Annotated in this window: 30 protein-coding genes; 13 read left to right on the top strand and 17 right to left on the bottom strand. The window is 60.7% G+C overall.

Annotation, left to right across the window (positions count from 1 at the left end):
* The first annotated feature begins 143 nt into the window (after positions 1-143).
* A complete protein-coding gene (locus AC1DPR_RS00640) occupies positions 144-887 on the top strand; it encodes an ATP-binding cassette domain-containing protein (RefSeq protein ID WP_026371466.1) in 744 nt (247 codons plus the stop codon).
* A gap of 36 nt (positions 888-923) precedes the next feature.
* On the top strand, positions 924-1919 hold the full coding sequence (locus AC1DPR_RS00635; RefSeq protein WP_018854787.1) for an ABC transporter permease: 996 nt from the start codon (positions 924-926) through the stop codon (positions 1917-1919).
* A gap of 20 nt (positions 1920-1939) precedes the next feature.
* Here AC1DPR_RS00635 and AC1DPR_RS00630 read toward each other — a convergent pair whose 3' ends face one another.
* The 3 genes from AC1DPR_RS00630 to AC1DPR_RS00620 form a co-directional block, all read right to left on the bottom strand.
* Entirely contained in the window at positions 1940-2428 is a 489-nt protein-coding gene (locus AC1DPR_RS00630) for an Lrp/AsnC family transcriptional regulator (protein ID WP_007533095.1), read from the bottom strand.
* Between the two features lie 68 nt (positions 2429-2496).
* Complete coding sequence (locus AC1DPR_RS00625; protein WP_169680212.1) at positions 2497-3147, bottom strand: uracil-DNA glycosylase family protein; 651 nt, start codon at positions 3145-3147, stop codon at positions 2497-2499.
* Entirely contained in the window at positions 3141-3677 is a 537-nt protein-coding gene (locus tag AC1DPR_RS00620; protein WP_477815597.1) for a thermonuclease family protein, read from the bottom strand. The genes AC1DPR_RS00625 and AC1DPR_RS00620 overlap by 7 nt, the downstream gene beginning before the upstream one ends.
* Before the next feature lie 106 nt (positions 3678-3783).
* Here AC1DPR_RS00620 and AC1DPR_RS00615 point away from each other — a divergent pair, with 106 nt between their 5' ends.
* Positions 3784-5319 carry a sensor histidine kinase gene (locus AC1DPR_RS00615; RefSeq protein ID WP_018854784.1) on the top strand — a complete coding sequence of 512 codons (1536 nt, stop codon included), beginning with the start codon at positions 3784-3786 and terminating at the stop codon, positions 5317-5319.
* A 24-nt stretch (positions 5320-5343) separates the two neighbouring features.
* On the opposite strand, the gene AC1DPR_RS00610 is transcribed toward AC1DPR_RS00615, so the two are convergent.
* Positions 5344-5724 carry a diacylglycerol kinase gene (locus AC1DPR_RS00610; RefSeq protein ID WP_018854783.1) on the bottom strand — a complete coding sequence of 127 codons (381 nt, stop codon included), beginning with the start codon at positions 5722-5724 and terminating at the stop codon, positions 5344-5346.
* A 117-nt stretch (positions 5725-5841) separates the two neighbouring features.
* Positions 5842-6858, bottom strand: coding sequence for a nicotinate-nucleotide--dimethylbenzimidazole phosphoribosyltransferase (gene cobT, locus AC1DPR_RS00605; protein WP_018854782.1), 1017 nt, complete (start codon positions 6856-6858; stop codon positions 5842-5844).
* Between the two features lie 138 nt (positions 6859-6996).
* Between cobT and AC1DPR_RS00600 the strand changes: the two genes are divergently transcribed.
* Genes AC1DPR_RS00600 through AC1DPR_RS00590 form a run of 3 tightly spaced genes read left to right on the top strand, consistent with a single transcriptional unit; the run spans position 6997 to position 8711 of the window.
* Positions 6997-7779 carry an adenosylcobinamide-GDP ribazoletransferase gene (locus AC1DPR_RS00600; RefSeq protein WP_018854781.1) on the top strand — a complete coding sequence of 261 codons (783 nt, stop codon included), beginning with the start codon at positions 6997-6999 and terminating at the stop codon, positions 7777-7779.
* A gap of 18 nt (positions 7780-7797) precedes the next feature.
* Entirely contained in the window at positions 7798-8013 is a 216-nt protein-coding gene (locus tag AC1DPR_RS00595; RefSeq protein ID WP_026371463.1) for a DUF1289 domain-containing protein, read from the top strand.
* Positions 8010-8711 carry a TIGR02281 family clan AA aspartic protease gene (locus AC1DPR_RS00590; protein WP_018854779.1) on the top strand — a complete coding sequence of 234 codons (702 nt, stop codon included), beginning with the start codon at positions 8010-8012 and terminating at the stop codon, positions 8709-8711. Before AC1DPR_RS00595 ends, AC1DPR_RS00590 begins: the two co-directional genes overlap by 4 nt.
* 10 nt (positions 8712-8721) lie before the next feature.
* Here the strand turns inward: AC1DPR_RS00590 and AC1DPR_RS00585 are convergent, their stop codons facing one another.
* From AC1DPR_RS00585 to AC1DPR_RS00575, 3 genes are all read right to left on the bottom strand, one after another.
* The gene (locus AC1DPR_RS00585) at positions 8722-9483 is read right to left on the bottom strand and encodes an ABC transporter permease (protein WP_018854778.1); all 762 of its coding nucleotides are present in this window, start codon (positions 9481-9483) and stop codon (positions 8722-8724) included.
* Positions 9480-10406: an ABC transporter ATP-binding protein gene (locus tag AC1DPR_RS00580; RefSeq protein WP_026371462.1), complete on the bottom strand. Its 927-nt coding sequence runs from the start codon at positions 10404-10406 to the stop codon at positions 9480-9482. Before AC1DPR_RS00580 ends, AC1DPR_RS00585 begins: the two co-directional genes overlap by 4 nt.
* A 397-nt stretch (positions 10407-10803) precedes the next feature.
* Positions 10804-12120, bottom strand: coding sequence for an extensin-like domain-containing protein (locus AC1DPR_RS00575; RefSeq protein WP_477815596.1), 1317 nt, complete (start codon positions 12118-12120; stop codon positions 10804-10806).
* A 286-nt stretch (positions 12121-12406) separates the two neighbouring features.
* On the opposite strand from AC1DPR_RS00575, the gene AC1DPR_RS00570 reads away from it, so the two are divergent.
* Together AC1DPR_RS00570 and AC1DPR_RS00565 are read left to right on the top strand one after the other, a co-directional pair.
* Complete coding sequence (locus AC1DPR_RS00570) at positions 12407-13453, top strand: diguanylate cyclase domain-containing protein (RefSeq protein WP_477815595.1); 1047 nt, start codon at positions 12407-12409, stop codon at positions 13451-13453.
* Between the two features lie 117 nt (positions 13454-13570).
* The gene (locus AC1DPR_RS00565) at positions 13571-13990 is read left to right on the top strand and encodes a DoxX family protein (RefSeq protein ID WP_018854773.1); all 420 of its coding nucleotides are present in this window, start codon (positions 13571-13573) and stop codon (positions 13988-13990) included.
* 81 nt (positions 13991-14071) lie between these two features.
* Here AC1DPR_RS00565 and AC1DPR_RS00560 read toward each other — a convergent pair whose 3' ends face one another.
* The 7 genes from AC1DPR_RS00560 to AC1DPR_RS00530 all read right to left on the bottom strand — a co-directional run bounded on the left by AC1DPR_RS00560 (position 14072) and on the right by AC1DPR_RS00530 (position 21967).
* Complete coding sequence (locus tag AC1DPR_RS00560) at positions 14072-15481, bottom strand: pyridoxal phosphate-dependent decarboxylase family protein (protein ID WP_477815594.1); 1410 nt, start codon at positions 15479-15481, stop codon at positions 14072-14074.
* A 113-nt stretch (positions 15482-15594) separates the two neighbouring features.
* The gene (locus AC1DPR_RS00555; RefSeq protein WP_018854771.1) at positions 15595-15810 is read right to left on the bottom strand and encodes a hypothetical protein; all 216 of its coding nucleotides are present in this window, start codon (positions 15808-15810) and stop codon (positions 15595-15597) included.
* Positions 15811-16068: 258 nt separating this feature from the next.
* Positions 16069-16227, bottom strand: coding sequence for a hypothetical protein (locus AC1DPR_RS00550; protein ID WP_167354909.1), 159 nt, complete (start codon positions 16225-16227; stop codon positions 16069-16071).
* Between the two features lie 127 nt (positions 16228-16354).
* A complete protein-coding gene (locus tag AC1DPR_RS00545; protein ID WP_018854769.1) occupies positions 16355-18016 on the bottom strand; it encodes an alpha/beta hydrolase in 1662 nt (553 codons plus the stop codon).
* Between the two features lie 55 nt (positions 18017-18071).
* Positions 18072-19094, bottom strand: a complete 1023-nt coding sequence (locus tag AC1DPR_RS00540) for a linear amide C-N hydrolase (protein ID WP_051085555.1) — start codon at positions 19092-19094, stop codon at positions 18072-18074.
* 87 nt (positions 19095-19181) lie between these two features.
* The gene (locus AC1DPR_RS00535; RefSeq protein ID WP_477815593.1) at positions 19182-20009 is read right to left on the bottom strand and encodes a hypothetical protein; all 828 of its coding nucleotides are present in this window, start codon (positions 20007-20009) and stop codon (positions 19182-19184) included.
* Positions 20010-20146: 137 nt separating this feature from the next.
* Entirely contained in the window at positions 20147-21967 is a 1821-nt protein-coding gene (locus AC1DPR_RS00530; RefSeq protein ID WP_018854767.1) for a methyl-accepting chemotaxis protein, read from the bottom strand.
* A 320-nt stretch (positions 21968-22287) separates the two neighbouring features.
* Here AC1DPR_RS00530 and AC1DPR_RS00525 point away from each other — a divergent pair, with 320 nt between their 5' ends.
* From AC1DPR_RS00525 to AC1DPR_RS00510, 4 genes are all read left to right on the top strand, one after another.
* On the top strand, positions 22288-22671 hold the full coding sequence (locus tag AC1DPR_RS00525; protein WP_018854766.1) for an acyl-CoA thioesterase: 384 nt from the start codon (positions 22288-22290) through the stop codon (positions 22669-22671).
* Between the two features lie 2 nt (positions 22672-22673).
* The gene (locus tag AC1DPR_RS00520; protein ID WP_477815592.1) at positions 22674-23264 is read left to right on the top strand and encodes a hypothetical protein; all 591 of its coding nucleotides are present in this window, start codon (positions 22674-22676) and stop codon (positions 23262-23264) included.
* 69 nt (positions 23265-23333) lie between these two features.
* The gene (locus tag AC1DPR_RS00515; RefSeq protein WP_018116196.1) at positions 23334-23780 is read left to right on the top strand and encodes an SRPBCC family protein; all 447 of its coding nucleotides are present in this window, start codon (positions 23334-23336) and stop codon (positions 23778-23780) included.
* 1 nt (position 23781) lies between these two features.
* On the top strand, positions 23782-24105 hold the full coding sequence (locus AC1DPR_RS00510; RefSeq protein WP_169680301.1) for an ArsR/SmtB family transcription factor: 324 nt from the start codon (positions 23782-23784) through the stop codon (positions 24103-24105).
* 33 nt (positions 24106-24138) lie between these two features.
* Here the strand turns inward: AC1DPR_RS00510 and AC1DPR_RS00505 are convergent, their stop codons facing one another.
* Both AC1DPR_RS00505 and AC1DPR_RS00500 read right to left on the bottom strand, forming a co-directional pair.
* On the bottom strand, positions 24139-24492 hold the full coding sequence (locus AC1DPR_RS00505) for a DMT family protein (protein ID WP_018116323.1): 354 nt from the start codon (positions 24490-24492) through the stop codon (positions 24139-24141).
* A 410-nt stretch (positions 24493-24902) separates the two neighbouring features.
* Positions 24903-25583 (bottom strand): hypothetical protein, encoded by a 681-nt coding sequence (locus AC1DPR_RS00500; RefSeq protein WP_477815591.1) that lies wholly within the window; start codon positions 25581-25583, stop codon positions 24903-24905.
* A 134-nt stretch (positions 25584-25717) separates the two neighbouring features.
* Between AC1DPR_RS00500 and AC1DPR_RS00495 the strand changes: the two genes are divergently transcribed.
* Complete coding sequence (locus AC1DPR_RS00495; protein ID WP_477815590.1) at positions 25718-26023, top strand: C40 family peptidase; 306 nt, start codon at positions 25718-25720, stop codon at positions 26021-26023.
* The last annotated feature ends 52 nt before the right edge of the window (positions 26024-26075 follow it).

Below are 26075 nucleotides of genomic sequence, written 5' to 3'. Positions count from 1 at the left end.
ATTGTAACAAAGACGGTAAATTAGCAGCATCCGATTGACGGTTTCGCACGGTTCTGGGTAAATGTTGTAAGCGCTCGCAGGGAGGAAACTGGCGAGCGAATCAGCGGCCCCAAGAAAGGGTCGCGCTTTGGGAGGCTAGACGGCTGGTGGCAGTTCTTGAGCTCGCCAACATCTCCAAACATTTCGGCGCCATACAGGCGGTCAACGACGTTTCGTTTTCGCTCGAAGCGGGAGAAGTCGTCGGATTGATGGGCGATAACGGCGCCGGCAAATCGACGCTCGTGAAAATGATCGCGGGCAATTTCCGTCCGAGCCATGGAACGATGCGGCTCGACGGCAACGACCTCATTCTGCATCGACCAGTCGAGGCCCGGCAGCGGGGCATCGAGATCGTCCACCAGGACCTGGCGCTCTGCAACAATCTGACGGCCGCAGCGAACGTGTTCCTCGGCCGCGAGATGCGCCGTGGTTACGGCCCCATGCGCATTCTCGATTACAAGACGATGTACAAGCGCGCCGGCGAAATCTTCAAGGAACTGAAATCGGAGACGCGGCCGCGAGATCTGGTGAAGCAGATGTCGGGTGGTCAGCGCCAGGCCGTCGCAATCGCTCGCACCATGCTGGCGGAAGCGAAGCTCGTGCTCATGGACGAGCCTACCGCCGCCATCTCGGTTCGCCAGGTTGCCGAGGTTCTTGCTCACATCCGTCAACTGCGCGATCGCGGCATCGCGGTCATTCTCATCAGCCACCGCATGCCTGACGTTTTCTCGGTCGCCGATCGGGTGATCGTCATGCGGCGCGGGCGCAAGGTTGCCGACAAGCCGATAACGGCGAGTTCGCCGGAGGAAGTCACCGGGCTCATAACAGGCGCAATCGAACAGGTGTGACTGGCAGCCGCTCCCTAACGTAAGTGAAGGTCGACCATGGCAATAACCCTCGATCAGACGATAGCGCAAAGGCAGCGCAACTGGTTCTCGTCCGTGTTCGCGAGCCAGACCTTCTGGGTCCTCGTCGCCGTCATCATCGCCTGCATCTTCCTGTCCTTCGCCACGAGCTCCTTCGCCACCCCCACCAATCTCTACAACATCACCCGCAACGTCACCTTTGTCGCCATCATTGCTCTCGGCATGACGCTGGTCATCATCACCGGAGGCATCGATCTGTCCGTTGGGTCGGTTCTTTGCCTCTGCAGTATGGTGTTGGCGGTTACGATGCATGCCGGCTATGGGATCGGGACCGGCATTGCGGCCTCGATCGGCACGGCGCTGGTGGTCGGCGCCTTCAACGGCCTGTTGATTGCCTATCTCGGATTCCCGCCGTTCGTCGTCACCCTTGGCATGCTGTCAATTGCCCGCAGCCTCGCAATGGTGGCCTCCAACAACACCGTCGTCTTCCAGTTCGGCCCGGATCACGACAAGCTGCTAGCGCTTGGCGGCGGCGCATGGCTCGGCATCGCCAATCCGGTCCTTTACATGGCCGTGCTGGCGCTGCTGACCGGCTTCGTGCTGCGCTGGACGCGCTTCGGCCGTTATGTCTTCGCGATTGGTGGAAACGAGCATGCAGCCACGCTGACGGGCGTGCCTGTCAGGAAGATCAAAGTCGCGGTCTATATGATCTCGGCTCTCTCAGCCGGTGTCGCCGGCATCATCCAGACCGGATGGCTGGGTGCCGTAACCACGAACATCGGTGCAGGGATGGAACTGCAGGTCATCGCCGCAGCCGTCATCGGCGGCGCCAATCTTGCAGGTGGCGTCGGCACCGCCTTCGGCGCCATTGTCGGCGCCGCGTTGATCGAGGTCATCCGCAACAGCCTCGGCCTGCTCGGCATCAACGCCTTCTGGCAGGGCACCTTCATCGGCGGCGCGATCGTTCTCGCGGTTCTGTTTGACCGGCTCAGGAACCTGCGGCAGAGCGACTAGCAACTGCCGCGGCTCTCGTATCAGTCCTCGTTCGACTTCGCGTTGTCGAGGATCATGTAATCGAGCGGCAACTGCGTCGAATACTTGATCTGCTCCATCGCGAAGGCGGAAGACACGTCGCGAATCTCGATCTTTGCGATCATCCGCTTGTAGAAGGCGTCATAGGCGGCAATGTCAGGCACGACCACCCGCAGAAGATAGTCCACGTCGCCGCTCATGCGATAGAACTCGACCACCTCGGGAAAATCGGCAACGACTTCCGAAAAACGCCGCAGCCACTCGATCGAGTGTGTTGCGGTGCGGATCGAGACAAAAACCGTGACCTTTGTGTTGACCTTTTCCGGGTCAAGGATGGCGACGCGGCGCTTGATCACGCCATCCTCTTCCATCTTCTGGATGCGCCGCCAGCAGGGTGTCGTGGACAGCCCGACCTTCTTGGCGAGATCGGCAACAGCCAAAGTCGAATCCTCCTGCAACAGGCGCAGGATTTTGCGGTCGAGACGGTCCATACGGAAAAGCCCTTTCGAATTTATTTTCTTTGTATAGCGTGATTCCGGCAGTTTAAAAGAATTTTGTTTCAGCGCAGCAATGAGGCAACCCGCTCTCGCAGCACAGGCAACAACTCCGTCTCGAACCACGGGTTGCGCTTGATCCATCCGGTATTGCGCCAGCTCGGATGAGGCAGCGGCAAGATGCCAGGCATGCGGACCTTCGACAGCGTCGTTCGCCAGGCTCGCACCGTCTCCGTCATATTCTCGCTGCGCTCCGCGCCCATGTGCCACGCCTGCGCATATTGGCCGACTGCAAGGACAAGCTCGATCTGCGGCATAGCCGATATGACCCTGCTCCGCCAATGCGGCGCACATTCACGCCGCGGCGGCAGGTCGCTTCCCTTCGAGTCATAGCCGGGAAAACAGAAGCCCATCGGCACGATGGCGAAACAGTCGGGGTCGTAGAACGTCTCCCGATCCACCCTCAGCCAGTCGCGCAACCGGTCGCCGGATGCATCATTGAAGGGAATGCCGCTCTCATGAACCTTGAGGCCGGGCGCCTGCCCCGCGATCAGGATCCTCGCCTTCGACGACATCACTGCAACCGGCCGCGGCTCGTGCGGCAGACGAGCGTTCGCACCGCCAAGCGGCGTGTCACGACAGATGCGGCACGCCCCAATCTCCTGCCGAAGACTATCGAGCGCCGCGTCGTCCGGCGCACCTCTTGCAATCACCATCCGAGCAACCCCAGGACACCTCGTGCAACTGGTCGCGGCGCATGGTCGCGTACGCTTCGCGGCATCTCGAAGGTGCCCGCCCAGAGCCCGACCTTCTGCGCCCTCGCCCGCGCCTCCTCGTCACCATACGCTCCGTAGGATACCGCCATGCCCTTGCGCACCATCGTGGCGTTGAGATCCGCCCCGCCAGCATGGCAGACCACCAGCAGGCGATCGAAACGGTCCCGTTCGGTTCCCCTGCACTTCGTATCGGCGGCCCTGACAAGGGCTTGCACCGCCTGCTTCGCCTCCCGCCCGCACGCCCATTCGCTGCCCGCACGCTCGCATGTCTGGCTGAGCTCGGGCGCGTCGATACCGTATAGCCGCGTCCGATCGCCGCCTATGTTCAGGCTGTCGCCGTCAGCCGCATGAAACTGGCCGGCATAGACCGTTGCCGCGTCATCATTCAGCTTGGCTGCAATCAGCCACAGGAATGCCAGCAGAGCCAGCGCCGTCACGCCGTCGCGCATCACCCGCAAACCGCGCGTCACGCTTTCGCCTCCTTAAAAAACAAATCCTTGGCAAAGATGGCTAACACCATCTTAAGGATTGCGCTTTAGGGTTTAGACAACCGCGGATCAAGTTTCAACGTGCACAATGGGTACTGGCGTTAGCACATCGGCCGACAAGAACATCGTCGACAAGTCACGCAGCCACCGCAACAAGCCAGTGTCGAAGGCTGTGCGGCTGACGCGAGAGCGCCTCCAGTCGAGCCACGCCGCAAGCGGTACGTTCGATCGCGACGTGCTGGCAATGTATATCAATACGGTCCTGCAGGGCGCGTCGATCGTCCCGCTCTTCGTCATGATCATCGCCGCCCTCGGCGTCTACTTCACCGAAAACACCCAAATCTTTCTGTGGGCGCTTCTGACCCTCACGGCCCATGCGACCAACGTATTTCTGGCGCGCCGCGCCCGAGGCCAGGAGATCAACGCGACGACGGCCCGCAAATGGCGCCGCCTTCTCCTGTTTGGACAATTCATGGTCGGCTGCTGCTGGGCGGTGTTCGCCCTGCAGGACTGCATGGCATGCGAACCCTCGAGCTTCCTGCTCTACAAGGGGGCCGCGCTGCTGATCGCGCTCTCGATCACTGCGATGTCGAACTTCATGCTGACGCCGTCGGTGCTCATCACGTTCGCACCGGTCGTCCTCGGACTGATCGCCCAGGCTGGCCTTTCCCGTGGAATCCTCGAGATCAGCCTGACGGCCGTCTTCACCACGACGGTTATCCTCTTCAACTACATCAGCGACCGGCTGTTCCAGTCCAACCTCAGGATCCTCGCCTACCAGGCCGAGAAGGACGACCTGATCGCCGAGTTGGAAGTCGCAAAGTCGATGTCCGATGAGGCCCGCCGCCGTGCGGAAGAAGCAAACCTCGCAAAGTCGCGCTTCCTTGCATCCATGTCGCACGAATTGCGCACGCCTCTCAATGCGATCCTCGGCTTCTCGGAAGTCATGTCCGCCGAAGTGATGGGGCCGCTCAACAACGCCACCTACAAGGAATATACCAGCGACATTCACCGCTCGGGTGAGCATCTGCTGAACCTCATCAACGAGATCCTAGACCTCTCGCGCATCGAGGCCGGAAAATACGAGCTGAGCGAGGAAGCCGTCTCGCTGCTGAACATCTCGGAAGATTGCATCGGCATGGTGCAGCTACGCGCACGCGGCAAGAACATCACCATCTCGCCGCAGTTCGAGGCCGAATTGCCGGCCGTTTGGGCGGATGAGAAATCACTGCGTCAGGTCGTCCTCAATCTGCTGTCCAATGCCGTGAAGTTCACCCCGCAAGGCGGCGAAATCCGCGTCAAGGTCGGCTGGACCGCCGGCGGGGGCCAATACATCTCCATCAAGGACAATGGTCCCGGGATTCCTGAAGAAGAGATCCCCGTGGTTCTCTCGGCCTTCGGCCAGGGGTCGATCGCGATCAAGAGCGCCGAACAAGGCACCGGCCTCGGCCTGCCGATCGTTCAGGCGATCCTCGCCAAGCACGACGGCCAGTTCATCCTCAAATCGAAGCTGCGCGAAGGCACCGAAGTCATCGCCATCCTGCCCGCCAAACGCGTGCTCCAGACTGTCCCGGCGGTCGAAGATGCGCCAGCGGTCTCCCGCAAGCGCCGGAGTTTTGCTTGACCGTCTGGTCGACCACAGGCGCCTCTATCCAAACAGCAGATGCTTGCCGATCGTGAACAGCAGGAACACGCCGCACGCAACGATCATGCAGACGACGGCGAAGGAGCCGAGATCCTTGGCGTGCTTTCCGACCATGGAAATCTCCGGCGAAATCCTATCGATGACTTCCTCGATCGCCGTGTTCAGGGCCTCGACGGCAAAGAGGGCAAGAAATAGCACGACAGCAATCATCAGCTCGGCAAGCGTTGCCCCGACGACGATCAGGAGGATCAGTGAAAACGCGAAGAACAGCAGTTCCTGCCGGAATGCCGCCTCCCGGATCAACCGCCTGAAGCCGCCCAGCGAGTAGCCGGCGGCTGCAAAGAAGTGGCTGATGCCGGTGAGTTTTGTCACGGCAGGTTTCATCAAGTGCCCTCGTTGTCCGTCAATGGCGGCCTTGTCGCCGCCAGTCAGAAATTGCGAATACCGGTTCGCGGTCGCCGCGGCAAGGACTCCGTCATCAACCTGTCACAAACCTGAAGGTCAGTGCTTGTTGGTGACGCCTGCCTGCGAAAACGTCGCCATGCCGGAATGGCAGGCCGCCGCCGCCTTGACGATCCCGGCCGCAAGGGCCGCCCCCGTCCCCTCGCCGAGCCGCATGCCGAGCGCCAGAAGCGGCGTCTTGCCAAGCATTTCGATCGCCCGCAAATGGCCCGGCTCGCCGGAGACATGGCCGATCAGGCAGTGATCGAGCGCCGAAGGATTGGCCGCCTTGAGGATGGCCCCGGCTGCGGTTGCGACATAGCCGTCGATCAGCACAGGAATCTTCTCGACACGCGCGGCAAGGATCGCTCCCGCCATCGCCGCGATCTCACGACCGCCGAGGCGGCGCATGATCTCGAGCGGATCGTCCAGATGATCGCTGTGGAGCGCAACGGCCCGCTCAACGGCTGCGATCTTGCGCTCCAGCATCTCGCCTTCGGAACCCGTGCCCGGACCAACCCAATCACGCGCAGTGCCGCCGTAAAGGGCGTAGTTAATCGCCGCTGCGATCGTGGTGTTGCCGATTCCCATCTCACCGATGCAGAGAAGATCGGTACCGCCAGCGATCGCTTCCATGCCGAAGGCCATGGTCGCCGCACAGTCACGCTCGGACAAAGCAGGCTCTTCGGTAATGTCGCCGGTCGGATAGTCGAGCGCCAGATCGAAGACTTTCAGCCCGAGGTCATAGGCGACGCAAATCTGATTGATCGCAGCGCCACCGGCCGCAAAATTCTCGACCATCTGCTGCGTGACGGCAGGCGGAAACGGCGTGATGCCCTGCCTAGTCACGCCATGGTTGCCGGCGAAGATCGCCACCAGCGGCCGATTCACTGCAGGCGCCCTGCCCGTCCAGGCGGCGAGCCAGAATGCAATTTCCTCAAGCCGTCCGAGCGCACCGGGCGGCTTCGTCAACTGCGCATCGCGCTCGCGCGCGGCAGCAAGTGCCCTGGCATCCGGTCCCGGCAGATCGCGCAAAAGTGCCCGAAAATCGTCGAACGGCAGGCCTGAAACGCTCATGAATGCGGCTTCCTTGTCTTGGTCGGTAACTTGTCTTTTCGCTGCAAATCAGCTTCTTTCGTCGCAACTCTCTTAAAGGCAGGCGCCGAGGCGAACAACACCTAAAGCGCTGCATATGGTCGCGGGGTCGGGGTCAGAATGAATATCGGAAACTATGCGGCCGACCTTGCTCGTGCGGTTGCCTTCCTCAGCCGTATTCCGATGCCGTCTTTTGCCTTCGCCGACTTTAACGGCAAGCTTGACCGCGCCTCCCGCGCCTTCCCCGCGGCGGGCATTGTCATCGCACTGCTGCCTGCGCTCGTCTTGCTGGTCATGCTTGGCCTACGCGCCGACCGGCTGATGTCGGCCTTCGCCGCGCTTGCCGTCCAGGCGGCATTAACCGGCGCGCTGCACGAGGATGGCCTCGCCGACTGCGCCGATGGCCTCGGCGGCGGGCGCGACCGCGATCACGCGCTTTCGATCATGAAGGACAGCCGCATCGGGACCTACGGCGCGATCTCCTTGATTCTGTCGTTTGCGCTTCGCGCGGCGGGACTCGCCGCTGTCGCACGAGAAGCCCCGCCCATGGCTGCAGCCCTTGCCATTCCGGCGATTGCCTGTATCAGCCGCGCCGCGCTCGTTTGGCACTGGCATCGGCTGCCGGCAGCAAAACCCGATGGTGTGGCGGCCGCCGCGGGACAGCCGGGCGAAGGTGCGATGCACATGGCGCTAGCCACAGCCTGCCTTTTCGCGGCCCTGCTGCTCTGGCCGAGCCTTGGCCTCCTGCCCCTCGTCTGCGCCCTTCTCGCCTGCGGTTTATCCGCCATGGTCTTCACGCGCATCGTCCGTCGCAAACTCACGGGACACACCGGTGACACGCTTGGGGCTACCCAGCAGATTTCGGAGATCGCCGCCTTCTGCGCCCTTGCCATGGCTTTCTGAAATCTCGATATAGATTGCATGCAAACACCCTGCATCCACGTCTGCTCAATTGATCCGGAAACCGCCCTGTGCACGGGTTGCGGTCGCACGCTTCCGGAGATCGGCGGTTGGATGTCCTTTTCCGACGAAGAGCGCCGGCTGCTGATGACCTTGTTGCCAGCGCGGCTTGCCGCAATCGGATTGGCGACCCCATTGAAGCCCACCCAGCAGGCCACAGCGGAGCAGTGTGCATGAACCGTCTGACGATCGTCCTTGCGGTCCTTGGCCTCGGTCTCGCAGTCCTCTTGTTCAGCGGCGACACGACCCGCGTCTTCGGCATGCGAACCGATGATTTCGGCCGCTTTGTCTATCTGCTTCCGATTGCACTAATGCTGGCCGCCGGCATCTGGGCGAGGCGCACGAGCGCGAGCGAGACACTGCGCAATCTCATGATCTGGCTCGTGCTGATCCTCGCTCTTGCGACCGTGTATCTGTATCGCCAGGAAGCGCTTGGCGTCGGTAACCGCCTGCTGGCCGGCCTCGTGCCGGGGCGTGCCGTTGTCGTGACGACCAGCGAGGGCGGTCAGGAGGTGATCCTTCACAAAGTCCTGAACGGCCACTACGAAGCCTATGTCACGGTCAACGGCCAAAGCATTTCCATGCTGGTCGATACCGGTGCCAGCATGATCGCGCTGTCCCGCGAGGATGCGGAGCGCGTTGGCATCATCCCGGAGAATCTCGATTATTCGATGAGCGTTATGACTGCCAACGGCCGCGCCCGCGCAGCCCGCGTGACGCTCGCCGAGGTCGCGATCGGCCCGATCGTTCGTCACAACGTCCCGGCCAGCGTCGCTGAGGACGGCAAGCTCGACCAGAGCCTGCTCGGCATGAGCTTCCTCTCCACCCTCGGCTCCCTCCAGATCCAGACGGACGAACTGCGGATGCGAGACTAATGGCCTCGGTCTAGCTCCGCAGCCTGTATCCCGTCTTGAAGATCCAGCCCAGGCTACCGAGGCAAATCAGCAGGAAGAGCGAGATCATCCCGAGGCTGACCAGCGGATTGACGTCGGCAATGCCGAAGAAGCTCCAGCGGAAACCACTGACGAGGTAGAGCACCGGATTGAAGTGGCTGACCGCCTGCCAGAACGGCGGCAGCATGTTGATCGAATAGAAACTGCCGCCAAGAAACGTCAGGGGCGGCACGACCAGCATGGGGATCAGGTTCAACTGTTCGAAGTTGGCGGCCCAGATGCCGATCATGAATCCGAAGAGGCTAAAGGTGATCGCCGTCAGCAGGAAGAACAGAACCATCATGACAGGATGCTGGATCCTGATATCCACGAATAGATTCGCCGTCAGCAGGATGATCACCCCGATCATCAGTCCCTTCGTCGCCGCCGCACCGACATAGCCAAGCAGGATCTCGCTCATGGCCACCGGGGCCGACAAGACCTCGTAGATCGTGCCGGTAAACTTCGGAAAGTAGATGCCGAACGACCCGTTGCTGATGCATTGGCCAAGCAGCGTCAGCATGATCAGGCCGGGCGTGATGAACGCGCCGTAGGATACCCCCTCCACTTCCTGGATCCGCGAGCCGATCGCCGCGCCGAAAACGATGAAATAGAGCGACGTCGAGATCACCGGCGATACGACGCTTTGCAGAAGCGTCCGGCGCGTGCGCGCCATCTCGAAGAAATAGATGGACTTGATGGCTTCGACGTTCATTTCGCTCCTCCCACGAGCGCCACGAAGATGTCTTCCAGCGAGCTCTGCTGCGTCGAAAGATCCTTGAAGTGAATGTTATGCTCGCTGAGCCGGGTCAGCAGCGTGGCAACGCTTTCCTGTTCGTTCTCCGCGTCGAAATCGTAGATCAGGCGGGTGCCGTCTGCGACGAGCGAGAGGCCGTTGCCGGCAAACCGGTCCGGCAACGCCTGCAACGGCTCGGTCAATTCGAGAATGAGCTGCTTGCGGCCAAGCTTCGCCATCAGCGCCGTCTTGTCTTCCACCAAAAGCAGCTCCCCGCCGTTGATGACGCCGACACGATCGGCAATCTCTTCCGCCTCTTCAATATAATGCGTCGTCAGGATGATTGTGACCCCCGAGCGTCGCAGCTTCTCCACGACATGCCACATGTCCTTGCGCAGCGTCACATCCACGCCCGCGGTCGGCTCGTCGAGGAAAAGGATTTGCGGTTCATGCGACAGTGCCTTGGCAATGAGCACGCGCCGCTTCATGCCACCGGACAGCTGCCGCAGCATATTGTCTTTCTTGTCCCACAGCGACAGATCGCGGAGCACCTTCTCGATATGCCCGGGATTGGGCCGCTTGCCGTGCAGCCCGCGGGAGAAGCTGACGGTATTCCACACGGTCTCGAATTGGTCCGTGGTAAGTTCCTGGGGAACAAGGCCAATCATCGAGCGCGTCGCCCGGAACTCCTTCACCACGTCATGGCCATCGACCGTGACCGTGCCACCGGTCGGATTCGTGATACCGCAGACGATCGAGATCATAGTTGTCTTGCCCGCCCCGTTCGGCCCGAGCAGGGCCAAGATCTCGCCCCTCTCGACATCGAGGTCGATGCCCTTGAGCGCTTGAAATCCGTTGGCGTAGGTCTTGGTGAGATTTCGGATGGAAATGATGGGGGCCATGAACTCTTCTGACATCTGCGGCGGGAGTTGCTGGGGCGCTATATATCCGCTTTGAGTAGTTTTGACATCCCAACACAGGTGAACAGAGTATTCACTTGCGTGAAAAGGCGCGCGGGAAGAAAAGATCCTTCGCGCCTTCAGCGAACCCCAAAGCAGCAGATGTCATCAGACGGTGATATTTCTGATCCATAAAGACGGCGAGGCAAGCAAGCGCTCTCCGTCCCGCCGCACCCCTTGCGGAGCCGCCGTCCGAGCGATCTCGTTACGCTCCTTTGCTTCCTCGACATACAGTAGAGTGTATTACCTATGATGACATGAGATGACAGGATCCGGCTGGGCGGCCGTCGCCCGCGCCGCGTTCGCATTGGGGGCCGGCTCTCGGGCCGGCCTTTCCTTTTCAATCGCAGTAGACCCTACCGCTCTGGCGTGCGCGCAGATCGAAGTGAAAATGGTTCCAATGCTCTGGATTGCTGCCCGGTCCGAGCACCGTGTTGAAGTACTTGCAGCTGTCGCTGCGCACGGCCTGCAGCAGCCTGCCCTCCCGGAAAGAGAACAACCCTTTCTTGCGCACGTCGATCGCGTGACCGCTCTTCAGGACAAACTTGCCGACATCGATTGCGTTGCCGTGAGCGTGCTCGGACATCGGATTGTAGCGCTGCCGGCTGTTGTTCATGCGGCGGCAGCTATATCCGCCGAGGGGCTGGATGGTCTTGATACCGGACCAGTAGCGAAAGCGGGCGGAAGGCGCGAGCTCGTTCTTGACCCATTTGGCGAAGGCGAGCGTCACCTGGCAATTCAGCGTCACCGCCGGCCGGACGCCGATATTGCCTGACAGGCCCTGCAATGAGATCGGGTACGGCACCTGGCAGGCCGGCCCGTTTGAGATCGGCGGCTTCTCGGTATAGACGACACCCATCCGCTTCAACTCACGGCGACAGGCAAGCTCCGAGGCTGGCATTACGCTCGGATCAGCGGGCGCGACCGGTTCGCTCATCATCGGCGCGGTCGGGTTGTTCGGTCGCAACATGGCGACCTCGTTCTCTTCGGGCACGCGCGCCGGCGCAACCACCCGCCTTCCGTCATTCCAGACAGGTGCGTTACCCATCTGCGCCTGCGCCGCGGGCGCAGGGATCCGCGCGCTGTTAAGCTGGGTCGGATTTTCGGTGCCGATGCCATCGACAACGGGCTGGTCGGACTGGCCCTCGGCGATCTGCTGCTGTTGCTCCTCTGCCAGACCGACGACAGGGTCCGCCCCCAGTTCAGCATCCATATTGACGCCACCGGTAGGCACGGAAAGTGGCTGCGTTCCGCCCCAGGTCGAAGGCTGGTTTCGAAGTGAGCCGGCAGCGCCCTGCGCGCCCGCCATCGCCTCGTCGCTGTCGATCATTGGCAGTCGCCCGGGCTGCGCGGATGCCCGTAGCGTCTGGCTGCCACTGCGGCTCTCACCTGTTCCAGCAAGATTGGGGGTGTTGAGATAATCCACCGATCCTGCGGCATCGCTGACAGGCGCGTTTGCGGCCGGATAGGCCTGCTCGCTCGGCGCTGTCTGCATTTGCGGCACAGGTGCGCGGCGGCTTGCCGGAGAGATCGATCCCACCCGTGTTCCATTGTCCACCTCGCCGGGCGGAATAAGGCCATCGGTGGAACACGTCACCAGGGCTGTCGATAGCAGCACGGGCAATACGTATTGCCGAAGAATGGGAACAAACGCCATACTCTCATCGCTTCCGAGGAACGGCAGGGATCTAAAACTTGAGCCGAAATTTAACGATGAACGGTGAACGAAAGCTTACCCGGATCGCGACTGCCGCCCCCAACTCCCGAAACCGAACCCGGACAGCACCTATCCAGGCCAAGGACAAGACGCTGGCCCGACACGCAGCTGTCACAATTTGGACATAGCCGCCCTCGACAACACAAGTTGCCGCATGCTGTACAAAAACGAAATCTTAAGTCATTCCAACGATTGTAAGATTGAGCCATCCAACGTCGGACCGGGTATGAGTTACTTCGCTGCTTTCGTCAAAATCGCAGACCCGATGGCGTCATCCCGAGGTAGCAGCGAGGCTGCCGTGGCGGCGCTGGAACGCCAACTCGCGGACAAGGAGCGGCAGCTCGAACAGCAGGCGGTCGCCCTCGCGCACAGCCGGAAGATATTCGATCGCTCGTCCGAGGCCGCACGGATTGGCGTATGGGAATGCAGCCTACCCGACAATCATCTTGTCTGGACCAAGATGGTCTACGATCTCTTCGACCTGCCACATGAGGCGAATCTCGACCGCGCCGAGATCCTGAAATGCTACTCTAGAGAATCGCTTTCCGAGCTTATTCGTCTCCGCGGCCGAGCGATCGAGGAGCGGACCGGATTTACGCTCGATGCCGAGATCCTCACGCCCAAGGGCCATACGCGTTGGATTCGCATCACCGCGACCGTTGAGTGTGAAGACGATGTCCCCGTCCGGATCTTCGGCATGAAACTCGACATCACGGCTGAAAAGATGATGTACGATCAGATCCGCTATCTGGCGGAATTCGACATCCTGACCGGCCTGCCGAACCGCGCGCAGTTTCAGACCGCGCTGCAGCGCCTGCCTCTGCGCTCCGTTGGCGGCAATGCCGCTGCCCTGCTTCTGATCGACCTCGACGGCTTCAAGGGCATTAACGACACCTTCGGCCACCAGGCGGGCGACGATTGCCTCAAGGAAACGGCAGAACGGTTGCTCGCAGCGTGCGCGGGGGCAGACCTCGTGGCACGGATTGGCGGCGATGAGTTCGCGGTTCTCGTCAGCGGCTACGACAGTGTCGAAAGCGTCGCCGCGCTCGCCGGGACAGTCGTTCGGCGCCTCAACCGCTCTATCGAACGGAACGGCGCCAAAATGGATGTCGGCGCATCCGTCGGGGTTGCCTTCCACGACGCATCGCTGCGTTCTGACATCTTCGTTTGCGCCGACGCCGCGCTCTACAAGGCGAAGAGCGACGGCAAGAACCGCTTCCAGGTCCACCAGGCTCCCGCCTGCATCGACAATCCAAAGATGGACGCCGCCTAACCTCTCCCACGCATTGACCGAGCAACGTGCCTTCTGAAACGCTGGCGACGGATGCACGCGTCTGGACTATACTACAGGCTGACTGCGGTCATCGGCAACGTGCGTCAGGAGTGACATATGGCAGACAGCAGATCCCCGGTCACCCCAGGCGCACGCGACATTGCAATATTGATCGGCCGGCTGCTTCTCGCCTGGATCTTCCTGCATGAAGGCGTCTCGCTGGCGTTGAATTTTTCAGGCGCCGTCGAGATGGCCGCGCAATTCGGCTTGAGCGTTCCCCTGCTTGTGGCAACGATCGCACTCCAGATCGGCGCCGGCCTATCTATTGCGGGCGGGCTCTTGACCCGCTTCGGCGCAGCCGCCCTGGGCCTGTTTTGCGTCGCAACCGCCACGCTCTACCACACGAACTTCAGCGACCAGAACGAACTCCTTCATTTCGAGAAGGACCTGGCCATTGCTGGTGGGATGTTCGTGCTCGCCGCGGCGGGAGCCGGCGCTCTCTCGATCGATCACTGGCTGAGGAGCCGCGGGCAGTAGCGCCGGTCGAACTAAAAAATCTGAACACCTACCCTCGTCGCCGATCCGTCGCGAAGATTATTGCGCGAAGTCACCATGCGGTCACGCAGCATCGCACCGCTCTCCCCGATAGGCTCTCACGATCGCCTCGACCGCCTCCACCGCCTGGGCAGTGTTCGTCTGGTAGTTCGTGACTGACAGCCGCAAGACCTGCCTGCCGCGCCATATCGCGCCACCGGCAAACAGGGCGCCTTCCCGCTGCAAGGCACCGATCGTTCGCTTGGTCAGCTCGTCGGCCTGCTCGGCCGGCCAGTCCGATCCGAAGCGCACTATCACTTGGTTGAGCAGCACATCGTTGGCGATCGCAATTCCCGGCTCTTTTGCAAGCGCCTGCGCTATGGATGCCGCGACGTCACTGGCGCCATCAACCAAGGCCTCGATGCCCTGGCGTCCGAGATGCCTGATCATCGCCCACGTGGCAAAGCCACGCGCGCGCCGCGACAGCTCCGGCACATAGTGCGAGGGATCGCGCTCGCCTTCGCTGGCAAGCGGCAGATAGCTCGCCGATATGGTCATGGCCCGCCGATGCGCGACTTCGTCGCGAACGATTGCATAGCCGCAATCGTATGGCGTCTGCAGCCACTTGTGCCCGTCCGTCGCCCAGCTGTCCGCCTGCTCCACGCCTGAAGTGAGATGACGGCGCCGTGCCGATACCTGCGCCCAGAGGCCGAACGCGCCGTCGACATGCACCCATGCGCCTTTCGATTTGGCGATCGGGATCAACCTGCCGAAATCATCGCAGGCACCCGTATTGATCTGCCCGGCCTGGAGGATCGCTATGCGCGGGCCAGAGACATCAGCAACGGCCTGTTCGAACCCTGCCGGCACGATACGCCCCTGATCATCGGTCGGGACCCGTATCACGCGGTCGTGGCCGAGACCGAGAAACTGCAAGGCAGAAAATACCGTCGTATGCGCATCATCGCCGATCAGCACTGAAATGGGCGGCGCTCCGAACAGCCCGTTGGCGTCAGCATCCCAGCCGGCGCGCAACAGCACCTCGCCTCGAGCCGCCGCCAGGCAAGTGAAATTCGCGACGGTTGCGCCGGTAACGAAACCAACTGAGGCCTCTAAGGGGAGTCCGAGCAGCTGAAGCAGCCAGTGCCCGCCCACTGTTTCAACGGCCGCGGCAGAAGGCGATACCGTATGGTTGCCGGCATTCTGTCCCCACGCACTGGTAAGGAAGTCAGCCGCTACCCCCATTGGGTGAGAGCCACCGATGACCCAGCCGAAGAAGCGAGGGCCGGTCATCAAATGCAGTCCGGGCTCGGCCGTTGTTACTAGCTCGTCAAGCACGTCGACAAGTGGCGATGGCTTTTCCGGCAGCGGAGCGGCGAAAGCCTCCAGCGAGCCGGCGTAATCCCGCAACGGATGATGAGGCCGACTATCGATCGTGTCGCGAAAGCGCGCGGCATGGTCGGCAGCGATTGAGAACAATTCCTTCGTGCCCATGCGTCCGCTCCCCCAACATCAGGCAGTTGAGCCTGCGATGGCGGAGAATAGCCTGAACTCAGTCCCGGAGCCAGCCAAACGGCTCAACCCACCGACGGAACGCTTTCAGATAATCAGGCGCCTGCACTGCGAAGTGCCACGGGCGCCTCGTGTTTCTCGCTGCCGTAGAGCTCGTTCATGATCTTGGCGACTTCGACGGCATAGCCTTCCGTCAAGCCGTGCAATATCTGCCCGCCGAAGGATGCGGGCTCCTCGGTGTCGTTGTCCCACACCATCCAGAGATCGAGCGGGTCGCAAATGACGTCGTAGCGTAGGTCGGAACTGTACATGGTAGATTGCCTCGATAACCCCACCCACTTAACCCACTGACTCTTAACGTCCTCTTGCTTTGGACTAGCAATTAGGGTGAACGATTTTTTGTGCTGGTGGCCGGAAGCCCAGAAACGACCAGGACAAAAACGGTTCCTGATCCTGCCGGAGCTCTCGCAGCGATGTCGCCTCGCGGCAGGTAGGCCCTGAATACAAGTTGCGACGCCCTTCAGAGGCGCTCGCGGCCGTCGGCACAGAGCAAATCCAAGGTCCCCGTTTTATTGCGCAGGGACGCTCCCCGTAACGATACGATCCGTTTTCATCACGTCCATCTGCGGCCAGTTGGACGCGGCTTCGGTCGCCGGACGGCTACCGACTGCCAGAATTGTGATCAGACCGGCCACGATGGCAGTCACAATCAAGCCGCTATAGGTCATGTTTCGAGCCTCAATGCTGTGGTTTCCCAGCCACTGCGGCGCAAACTGATACGAGAGCCTAAATGAAAGCATAATGAACGTGGTTAACGCACAGCCTTTCCGTTCTTGACCGGCGTGTTGTGGATAACTAATCGGCAGCACTGGCCTGCGCGGACCGCTCTTGGAACAACCGCTTCAACGCATCGAGCTTCTCAGCATCAATCTTCGGGTCGGTCACAGCGACCCAGCCATCGATATAGTGCTGGGGCGCATAGACGTGACCGTACCCCATGGGAGAGCTCGTGGCGATTGCCACGTCGACCAGCAATTGCAGCATCGTCAGCGCGGGAAACCAACGCAGGCTCGGCGAAACATCCGGGCCGCGCGGACGCCTCATCCATGCCGGCTCCCGATAGAAGGAATAGGCATCGAAGAAGGTTATTGGGTCGCTGGCATACTGCAGGTAGACGATGCGAATGGGTCCCCAGGTCGCCCCGGGAATATCCAGGTGGTTCGTCTGGTTGGTAAATCGGATGAGGGATCCGTCGCGGAACTGCGGCAGCCACGCGGGCGACTGGGGATTGCGCGCCGCCGTCACGTCTCGCCACATCCTGCTTTCAAAAGGGGGCCCGCTCCACAAAGCCCCCTGAAACGGATCCGCGACAATGTCGAATATATCGGCAGATACCTGCGAATTCAGCGCGCCAAGGCTGAGGCCATGCAGGTAGAGCTTCGGTCTCTTGTCTCGTGGCAAGGTCGTCCAGTAGCCATAGACTTCCCGAAACAACGCCTTGCCTGAGGCCGAGCCATATTCCGGCTCAACCAGCAGCGATAGCCAACTCGCCAGATAGGAATATTGAAGAGCGACGCTCGCCACGTCACCGTGATGCAGATATTCGAGCGGGTCCATCGCCTGCGGGTCGATCCAGCCGGTGCCGGTCGGAACGATGATGACGAGAAGCGAGCGTTCGAACGCGCCCTGCCGCTTCATCTCCTCGAGTGCGAGCTTTGCGCGCCCCTCGATCGTTTCAGCGTTGTTCAGGCCCACATAGGTTCGTATCGGCTCGCGCGCAGGCGCCTTCCAGAAATCGCTGATCTCGGCCGCTGTCGGTCCCGAAGCGATAAACTGGCGTCCGCGACGCCCAAGTCCCTCCCATGTGACAAGCGAGGCAGTGCTCCCGGTCTTTGCCGGGTCATCTGGCATCGGCACGCCCGTTTCCACAAGCGCGTCGACGCTGCGGAACGAACTATCAGCGAGATGCAATCCCGCCCGCAGCAATACGCCATCCACGACCGACCAGAAGAGTGCGATCGCAAGAACACCTGCGATGACCTGCGAGACGCGGCGCGGAACGTATCGTGATAGCCATCCCGACAGGAACAGACAGGTGAACCGAAACAGCCGGCCGATCAGAACAGCAACGAAGAAGGTGACGATTGCGACGAACGCGACGCTGAAGGGTTCAGCGGTATCGACGCGCTCCATGTGCCACAAGTCGCGAATGGAATTCTGCCAGTCGACAACTCGCCGAAGGAAGATTACGGCCAGCACGACGCCGAGTACGCAAACGATCAGGTTGCCGCGCAGCCTGCCAACACCGGGGACCCGCAGTTCCAGGTACTTCCAGAGCCAGCTGAAGGCCACCCCGAAGAAATATCCCACGGCCGCGGCAATGCCGGACAACACGCCTTGAATCAAATAGGAGCGTGGCATCAGGCTCGGCGTCAGCGACGCGGCGAAGAAGATGAAGCCAAGCGCCAACCCAGGCGTCGAAAGCGATACGAACAGGCGCAACAGCAAACGTTTCATGCGTTCCCTCTCATGCGTCTTGCGCCGGTAAAGGCAGCACGACCGCCCAGCCTGCCTACATCTGAAGTCCGAGGAACTTGAACGGCTGAGAGTCCTTGAACTCCTTTGTCGCGTCCCCGGAATAGGTGTGGTCCTGGTTCTCGCCCAGGTCGAGTTTCTTCACTTTACCGCTCCCCTTGGAGAAGTCGATTGCCTTGAGATCGACCCAGAACGTATTGGGTGTCAGGGCCGACTCGAAGAAATACAGCATGCGCTTGTGGTCGACGACGGTCCGCCAGCGCGTCGACGAAATGTTCGGCTCTTCGGGCGTGTTCAGGCCATAAGGGACCGAGGTGTTTCGAATGACGCTGAAGACACTCGCCAATGCCCTGTTGGGGTCCTCATCCTTGGGAATGGCATTCACATAGAACGAGGCGCGCGCGAAACGGTCGGACGCCCGATTTGTGCCCGGCAGCATGACTGTCCCGCCGATCTGCTTCCAATAGGTGTTCAGCGCCAGTTGCTCATCGAAGGTCGGCGAATTCGTCATCACCTGGTATTTGCGGTCGTGGTGAATGACCTGCTTGCCCTTGAGATATTCGACGATCGCGCTGTCGCCGGTCTTGTCGGACATGGATAGATGAAGCGTCGTGAGCCGGTTCTCACCTGGCACGTTGTCGCTGACAATCGTGAAGGGTTCCTTTTCCAACGCCGCTACAGCCTCGTCGACGGTCGCAAAGTTATCGAGCACATACTGCCCCCACGCGGCGATCGTCAGGCCGGGCTTGCTGTCCTTGTCAAACTTCGGATACTCGGATTCGACGAGCCAGAGCAGATTGACATTAAGGCCCGCCTCGTTGAGCCCATCGGTCGTCGATACGTCGTATCCCGTCGCAACGACGCTGCCGTATTTCGCGGTCCACTTGATCGAGTTTGGCCCCGCCTCACCATTGCGTTCAATGCCGCGCGGCAGCACCCACAGGTTCGTGGCAACGTCGCTCTTCCAATCCATCGACCGCGCGGTGATGATGTTGCCGTCAGGGCCGAGATAGACCAATCGCGTGCATGCCTGAGCCGCCGATTGCCCGAAGACCATCATCGATCCGACGGCGAACGCAACAAGCGAACGAGCCAGAGGGTTATTGCCGAAGATCATCCGCTACTCCATTCGTTGTTTTGAACTGAACTAGAAGCGCATCGAGAAGCCGACGACCGGCCCATATTGACTGACATCCCAGCGAAACTTGTTCGCGCCGGTGAAATCGTCGTTCTCATAGTCCTGATACAACAGACGATAGCCTGCACGCAGGATCGTCGGCTTGCCGAACATCTCCATCCGGTACCCGAGATACGCCTGCGCATTGACGCTGACCTTTGAGCCGACATCGAAACCGCCGACGTCAGCCTCGGCAAACAGGTTCCAACGGTCGGTGAGGTCGGCGTTCATTCGAAGGCCGATGAATGGATCGGCCCAGTCAGAACTCTTCGTCGAACTGACGCCAAAGGCAGAAACGTCTGCCTTCAGTTCTGTCCAGCGAACGCCGACTGTCGGCTCGAAGGATATTGTGCGCGGCTTTCCAAAGACGGTCTGCCCGCCAAGTTCTACTTCATACGCTTTGAAAAACGCCCCCGCAGCAAGTGTCGTGGTTTTTATGTCGATCCCGATCTCATGCGCGAAGACCCGCTCATCCTGGCTTGTCTGAACATGCTGCCCGTCGAAGAAGACACCCCATTTGCCGTTCGTGACTTCGACGTTGCCCATCAGCGCGAGATCGAGATGGTCGAAGATTTCAGAGAACGGCACGTCCACGTCGGTATCGAAGCCGGCAAGCGACGCGTTGCCTTTCAGGGAGGCTGCCCACACATAGGGGCTGACAATCACTGCCCATTCGGGTTCCGGCTCCATGCGTTCGGCATCAAAATCGGCAGCCCTGGCTGCCGAAAACACAATCGACGATAGGCAGAAAACGAGACTAAAAAGGCTCCTCGGCAGGCAAGGCGAGAATCGAAGCATTCTTAGCCTCCGTTGGGGACGCCATGCACTTTACTATCTGAAAGCGCAAATTCAAGGGACGCACGAGGGAGTAGACGCAGACAAGAGGGCTCCCGAACACCGTCCGGGAGCCCTCTTCCTCCTTAGGGATTTACCGTTCAGGCCGCGTACGACATGCGTCCGGCGCTGGTTCCGCCGGCAGCCCGTAGTCTGAAATTGGCAAGCAACGTGCTCAACTGCCGGCTTTCGTCGGCCAGCGTCTGGCTTGCAGCCGTGGTTTCCTCGACCATCGCGGCATTCTGCTGCGTCATCTGGTCCATGTGATTGACCGAAGTGTTGATCTCGTTGAGCCCCGTGGCCTGCTCGCGAGCCGCAGTCGCGATTGAAATGACGTGATTGTTCACGCGGTTGACCAGTTCCTCGATTTCGAGCAACGCATCCCCAGTCGAACGCACGAGCGTCACGCCGTTGTTTACCTCGCTTGCCGAGGTGCTGATCAGCACTTTGATCTCCTTCGCTGCATTGGCGGAGCGCTGTGCCAATTCGCGCACTTCCTGTGCGACCACGGCGAACCCGCGTCCCGCCTCGCCCGCGCGCGCTGCCTCCACTCCGGCATTGAGTGCGAGGAGGTTTGTCTGGAAGGCAATCTCATCGATGACGCCGATAATCTGGCCGATGCGGTTCGACGAATCCTCGATCCGGTTCATCGCGGTGACTGCGTTGCGGACGATATCGCCAGACTTGCCGGCGCTGGTCTTGGTTTCCGCCACCATCTCGCGGGCTTCTGCTGCACGTTCGGAAGCGGTCCGCACCGTCGCAGTGATCTCGTCGAGAGCTGCCGCCGTTTCTTCCAGCGCAGCCGCCTGCTGCTCGGTACGCTTCGACAGATTGTTGGTCGCCTCGCTGATGTCGCCGGCGCTGTCGTTGACGACGCTGGTCGACTCCGCGATCGCCCGGATCACGCCGTTCAGTGCGTCCACAGCGGAATTGAAGTCGGAGCGCAGCTTGGCATAATCCTGGCCGAGATCGCCGATCGACACGGTCAGGTCGCCCGCAGCCAGTTTCTCAAGTCCCGCGCCGAGCGACTGGATCGCGAAGGTCTGGCGATCCGCTGCCGAGCGCCAGTTGGCCTCGTTGCCGCGACGCTCCTCCTCGATCTGCAACTGGTGCTGGCTCTCGCGATCCCGCATCAGGGCCCGCTCGCGGACGGAATCCCGCAGCACAAGGAGAGACTTCGCCATGGCGCCGATCTCGTCGCGCCTATCGTGGTCGACAATATCGACGGCGCCGGCTTCATCGGCAATGGCGTTCATCGCACCCTTCAGCCGGGCGATCGGCGCCGTGACGCTGCGCACAATCCCGAAGGCCACGGCGATAATCACGATCGCGCCGACGAGGCAGGCGCCGGCGGCCCAGATCGCATTCTGGCGATAGAGCGCCGCAAGATCGTCAGCATAGACGCCGGTACCGACCACCCAGCCCCAGGGCTCGAAACCGACCACGTGAGAATATTTCAGCACAGGATCCGCTGCACCCGGCTTCGGCCAGTAGTAGTCGACGAAGCCCTCACCGCTCCTCTTCACGGTGTTGGCGAACTCGACGAAGATGAACTTGCCAGTCGGATCCTTGTTCTGCGACAGGTCCGTTCCGTTCAGCTCCGGCTTGATCGGATGCATGATCATCGTCGGATGCATGTCGTTGATCCAGAAGTAGCCGTTGTCGCCGTAGCGCATGGCCGAAATCACTTCCTTCGCTGCACCCTGCGCCTGCTCCCGCGTCATCGCGCCGGATTGTTCCAGCTTGTAGTATTTCTGGAAGATGGCGATGGCCGTGGCATCCATTTGCGCAAGACCGTGCTTGCGCTCGCTCTCCAGCTTCGCGTGCGAATAGTTGAGGAAGAAGGTGATCGCGAGCACCAGAATAGCCAGTGCCAGTGCCACGAGAGAATAAAGGCGGGTAGAAATCTTGACGTTACGCATTGAGCCCCGGCAGTTCAGAATTTAATAATGGTCGAATACTGCTATGCGGGTCTTACCGGATGGTGAATTTGAATTGGATTTTATTGAACTGCCGTAAGGCGAGAGATTTCGCCAGGGACTCACTTCTCGCGACAAAGCATTGATTTATTTCAACAAGCTTCCGCCCATACAAACACGCTAGGTAAGATCTTATAGAACTATGGTAGCAGTCTGCGGCGTTGTACGCATCGCCACCGGACCAGGCCGCGTTTCGCTTTAAAGGCATCTGCGCTAGGGTCCCTCGGAATCGTTGTCCCCGTATCACTGAACAGGAGCCTTTCATGACCGACGCCAAGCCGAATGGCGCGCTGACCCTTCGCACAGTGGCCATGCCGGCCGACGCCAATCCAGCCGGCGACATTTTTGGTGGCTGGGTCATGGCACAGATGGACCTTGCCTCGGGCATCACCGCATCCGAACGCGCCAAGGGCCGCGTCGTCACCGCTGCCGTCAAGGAAATGGCCTTCGCCCTACCGGTGAAGATCGGCGATACGCTGTCAGTCTTCACGACAATCGAACGCGTCGGCCGCACGTCGATCACACTGTCGGTCGAGGCCTGGGCGACCCGCGCACGATACAACAACATGGAAAAGGTGACGGCCGCGACCTTCATCATGGTCGCCCTCGACGAAAGCGGCCAGCCGACGCCGGTTCCCGCGGAGTAGGCATGGAAACGGTCGCCTCGCCGGAGGTCTTTCTCCACATCAAGGTCGTGATGGGGATGGTGATCTCGCTTAGCCTTGCGCGGCTGCTGACCGGGATCGCCGGCATTATCCAACACCCCGGAAAGGCGAAGCCCTATGCCGTGCATCTCGGCTGGGCGGCCTCCATGTTCCTCTTCATCATCCACATCTGGTGGTGGGAGTACCGGCTGCAGGCCGTAACGGTGCTCCATTTCGGCGTCTATTTGTTTCTCATCTGTTTCTGCGGGCTGTTCTTCATGTTGTGTGCCCTGCTCTTCCCCGCTTCGCTGGATGAGTACGGCGGCTACGAGGAATATTTCTACTCCCGCCGCAAGTGGTTTTTCGGCACGCTCGCCATCACCTATGCTGTCGACATCGTCGATACGGCGATCAAGGGAGCCGATCACATCCAGTCGCTCGGCTGGGAGTTTCCGGCGCGCAACGTCGTCTACATCGTACTCTGCTGTATTGCCGCCTGGACCGGAAGCCGCCGCTTCCACACTGCTTTTGTCTGGCTCAATCTCGTCTATCAGATCAGCTTCATTTTCCGCATCTACGATGTCCTCGGATTATGATGTGCAACTTTTTGGTTGCCAATTGGTCGCGGATATGAGATTAAAAAAGGCAACCAGGAGGTTGCTGATATGTCTGATCGCATCGAGAAGATCATCGAACTGAACGCGCCCGTCGAACGCGTCTGGAAGGCCATCACCGATCACCGCGAGTTCGGCGAATGGTTCCGCGTCCAGCTGGACGGACCCTTCGTGCCGGGAGAGAATTCGACCGGCCACATAACCTATCCCGGCTACGAGCACATCCGCTGGCAGGCGACCGTCAAACGCATGGAGAAGCCCGAGCTCTTCTCTTTCACCTGGCATCCCTACGCTATCGATCCCGATGTCGACTATTCCGGCGAACCGCCGACCCTCGTCGAATTCCGCCTGGAGCCGACGCCGTCAGGGTCGCGCCTGACGGTGACGGAGTCAGGTTTCGACAAGGTCCCGCCGCATCGCCGCGAGGAAGCCTTCCGGATGAACGACGGCGGCTGGGCCGAGCAAATGAAAAACATCAAGGAATACCTCGATCGCTAACATTGAATTCCGCCGCGACAATGCGGCCCCCCTGTTTGCCGCCTTGGGAGACCCGACGCGCCTGTCGCTGCTGACAACCCTCAGCGACGGGTGCGAGCGCTCGATCGCCGGCCTCTCCGCCGGCACCGAGCTTACCCGCCAGGCGATAACGAAACACCTGCATGTGCTGGAACAGGTCGGCCTCGTCCGCTCCACCAAGGTCGGGCGGGAAAGCCATTACGCCTTCCAACCCGATCGGATCGGCGAGATGCGCGCGTATCTCGACAGCGTCTCCCGGCAATGGGACGACGCGCTCGAGCGCCTCCGCGCGTTCGTGGAGCGTTAGGCCCCTGGCGTGCAGCAAGCCACCAGTCAGACCTCAGGCGCGGAAGATGAACGATGCGCCGATCGCGATCAGGGCGAAGCCAATGGCGTGGTTCCACGTCAGGTTCTCGCCGAGCCAGAAGACGGAGAAGCCGGAAAAGACGATAAGCGTGATCACCTCCTGCATCGTCTTCAGCTGTGCCGTCGTATAGACGGCCGAACCGATACGGTTGGCAGGCACGGCAAGGCAGTATTCGAAGAAGGCGATCGCCCAGCTGACGACAATGGCGATATAGAGCGCCGCGCCTTTGTGCTTGAGATGCCCGTACCAGGCGAAGGTCATGAAGATATTTGAGGCGAAAAGCATGACAACCGGCCAGATGGCGGTTGGGCTAAGGGCAAAAGGCATGGTCGATTCCTGGAGTTAAAGGTGGCGGCAGCATGTATCGCCAATTTTCTGCTCCGCAAGGGGTTACCCCATCTTGTCGCCTCATGCACGCCCGGTAACTGAAATCGATGCCCGTCAGCCAGCCTCAAAAGTACAATCCATGATTGATGTTGATTGGTGTCAATTCCTCCAAAGCTGTGCGCCTAATAGGGAAGGCATCCGCAGATTGACAGTCCGATACGCTGCAACGCAAGGCACTGCCGCGCATCGCCGGTCCGGATGGCATCACCAGACGTCTGCCGGAGGGGACGCGCCATGGACACGATCACAGATATCAACAAATCCAGTTTGGCTGGCCTGCTTGCGGCGCTCGCGACGGCGAAAATGAAGGTCGGTTCGATCGCCAATGCCGATGGCAGCTATACCGTTACCTACGAGCCCTTGCCTTCCGCATCGGACGGAGCCCAGCTCAGCGAGACTATGCCGAGCACATTGCCAACATGGATAGCCCTGCCCCGGCGCCAGCAGGCGCGCATGGACCCTTCGTCCACGCCCGCGCGATCGCGCCGAAAACGATCCTTTATACCGACACGAACGGGCGTGACGAAATCCGCGAAGGCGGCTCGCGCTCCTGGCGTAATTGCAACGCCGGCAATATCCGCAAGGGCGACTTCTCGATCAATTGCGGCGCCATCGGCGATGACGGCAGCTTCGCGATCTTTCCCGACGAGGAGAGCGGGAAGGCGGCGATCATCGCCCTGCTGAGAACGACCGCCTACATCAAGCTCACCCTCAAGCAGGCAATCTTCCGCTATGCGCCGCCGAACGAGAACCAATCCGAAGACTACGCCAAGTTCATCCGTGACAAGACCGGCATTGCGCTGACGGCGGTTCTCGCCGACCTCAAGATGGACGACTTCCGCAAGATCGCGAAATTCATCCAGGTCGTCGAGGGCTGGAAACCTGGCACAATCAGGCCGAACGGACCGCCTGCGCCGCTGATCGGCGCAGGCGCGGCCATCGGCGTGGCGTCGTCGGCGGCGTCGGCCACGCAGGACTGGATGGCCATTGCTCGCCGGGAAGCTGCCCTTCCCGCACATGAACGCAGCCAATGGCCTGATCCCGGAGAGAACCCGCGCATCCTGAACTATTTCAAGGTCTGCGCCCATGGTTCGAGGTTGATGGTTGCGACGAAGTCGATTGGTGCGCCGCCTTCGTCAACTACTGCCTTGTCACGAGTGGGTACATGGGCACCGGCCATCCAAGCGCCCGCTCCTTCTTCTGGAACAAGAAGAAGCAGTTTCATGTCCTTCAAGCCCCGCAACCAGGCGCGATCGCGGTTCGCCGCTACGCCCCCTTCTCCGACGCGAGCTGGGCAACGGGAAACGGCCATGTCGGCTTCGTGGTCTCCTGGACCAGCACGACGGTAACGCTCCTCGGCGGCAACCAGGGCAACACGATCTGCGAGAGGACATTCCCCCGTCTGGAGAAGAACGCAGCAGGCGCAAAGCAATCCGAATTCGTCGCCTTCTTGATGTCGGTCATCGTGTAGCAGCAGGCCCCGATCCGCGGAATGCCTGACGACGCCGAGGACCAGCGCTGCG

The sequence above is a fragment of the Rhizobium sp. 01T417 genome (assembly GCF_056398905.1).
This window is presented reverse-complemented; position numbering and strand designations above follow the sequence as displayed.

Bases quoted from the DNA above. Each gene is read 5' to 3' on its own strand.
- AC1DPR_RS00515 (WP_018116196.1), top strand. From the start codon at position 23,334: ATGTCTGATCGCATCGAGAAGATCATCGAACTGAACGCGCCCGTCGAA.
- AC1DPR_RS00555 (WP_018854771.1), bottom strand. From the start codon at position 15,810: ATGTACAGTTCCGACCTACGCTACGACGTCATTTGCGACCCGCTCGAT.
- AC1DPR_RS00595 (WP_026371463.1), top strand. From the start codon at position 7,798: ATGCAAACACCCTGCATCCACGTCTGCTCAATTGATCCGGAAACCGCC.
- AC1DPR_RS00585 (WP_018854778.1), bottom strand. From the start codon at position 9,483: ATGAACGTCGAAGCCATCAAGTCCATCTATTTCTTCGAGATGGCGCGC.
- AC1DPR_RS00615 (WP_018854784.1), top strand. From the start codon at position 3,784: ATGGGTACTGGCGTTAGCACATCGGCCGACAAGAACATCGTCGACAAG.
- AC1DPR_RS00625 (WP_169680212.1), bottom strand. From the start codon at position 3,147: ATGGTGATTGCAAGAGGTGCGCCGGACGACGCGGCGCTCGATAGTCTT.
- AC1DPR_RS00545 (WP_018854769.1), bottom strand. From the start codon at position 18,016: ATGAAACGTTTGCTGTTGCGCCTGTTCGTATCGCTTTCGACGCCTGGG.
- AC1DPR_RS00530 (WP_018854767.1), bottom strand. From the start codon at position 21,967: ATGCGTAACGTCAAGATTTCTACCCGCCTTTATTCTCTCGTGGCACTG.
- AC1DPR_RS00570 (WP_477815595.1), top strand. From the start codon at position 12,407: ATGAGTTACTTCGCTGCTTTCGTCAAAATCGCAGACCCGATGGCGTCA.
- AC1DPR_RS00495 (WP_477815590.1), top strand. From the start codon at position 25,718: ATGGGCACCGGCCATCCAAGCGCCCGCTCCTTCTTCTGGAACAAGAAG.
- AC1DPR_RS00575 (WP_477815596.1), bottom strand. From the start codon at position 12,120: ATGGCGTTTGTTCCCATTCTTCGGCAATACGTATTGCCCGTGCTGCTA.
- AC1DPR_RS00600 (WP_018854781.1), top strand. From the start codon at position 6,997: ATGAATATCGGAAACTATGCGGCCGACCTTGCTCGTGCGGTTGCCTTC.
- AC1DPR_RS00535 (WP_477815593.1), bottom strand. From the start codon at position 20,009: ATGCTTCGATTCTCGCCTTGCCTGCCGAGGAGCCTTTTTAGTCTCGTT.
- AC1DPR_RS00610 (WP_018854783.1), bottom strand. From the start codon at position 5,724: ATGAAACCTGCCGTGACAAAACTCACCGGCATCAGCCACTTCTTTGCA.
- AC1DPR_RS00630 (WP_007533095.1), bottom strand. From the start codon at position 2,428: ATGGACCGTCTCGACCGCAAAATCCTGCGCCTGTTGCAGGAGGATTCG.
- AC1DPR_RS00520 (WP_477815592.1), top strand. From the start codon at position 22,674: ATGGAAACGGTCGCCTCGCCGGAGGTCTTTCTCCACATCAAGGTCGTG.
- AC1DPR_RS00565 (WP_018854773.1), top strand. From the start codon at position 13,571: ATGGCAGACAGCAGATCCCCGGTCACCCCAGGCGCACGCGACATTGCA.
- AC1DPR_RS00550 (WP_167354909.1), bottom strand. From the start codon at position 16,227: ATGACCTATAGCGGCTTGATTGTGACTGCCATCGTGGCCGGTCTGATC.
- AC1DPR_RS00635 (WP_018854787.1), top strand. From the start codon at position 924: ATGGCAATAACCCTCGATCAGACGATAGCGCAAAGGCAGCGCAACTGG.
- AC1DPR_RS00580 (WP_026371462.1), bottom strand. From the start codon at position 10,406: ATGGCCCCCATCATTTCCATCCGAAATCTCACCAAGACCTACGCCAAC.
- AC1DPR_RS00525 (WP_018854766.1), top strand. From the start codon at position 22,288: ATGACCGACGCCAAGCCGAATGGCGCGCTGACCCTTCGCACAGTGGCC.
- AC1DPR_RS00590 (WP_018854779.1), top strand. From the start codon at position 8,010: ATGAACCGTCTGACGATCGTCCTTGCGGTCCTTGGCCTCGGTCTCGCA.
- AC1DPR_RS00560 (WP_477815594.1), bottom strand. From the start codon at position 15,481: ATGGGCACGAAGGAATTGTTCTCAATCGCTGCCGACCATGCCGCGCGC.
- AC1DPR_RS00540 (WP_051085555.1), bottom strand. From the start codon at position 19,094: ATGATGGTCTTCGGGCAATCGGCGGCTCAGGCATGCACGCGATTGGTC.
- AC1DPR_RS00505 (WP_018116323.1), bottom strand. From the start codon at position 24,492: ATGCCTTTTGCCCTTAGCCCAACCGCCATCTGGCCGGTTGTCATGCTT.
- cobT (WP_018854782.1), bottom strand. From the start codon at position 6,858: ATGAGCGTTTCAGGCCTGCCGTTCGACGATTTTCGGGCACTTTTGCGC.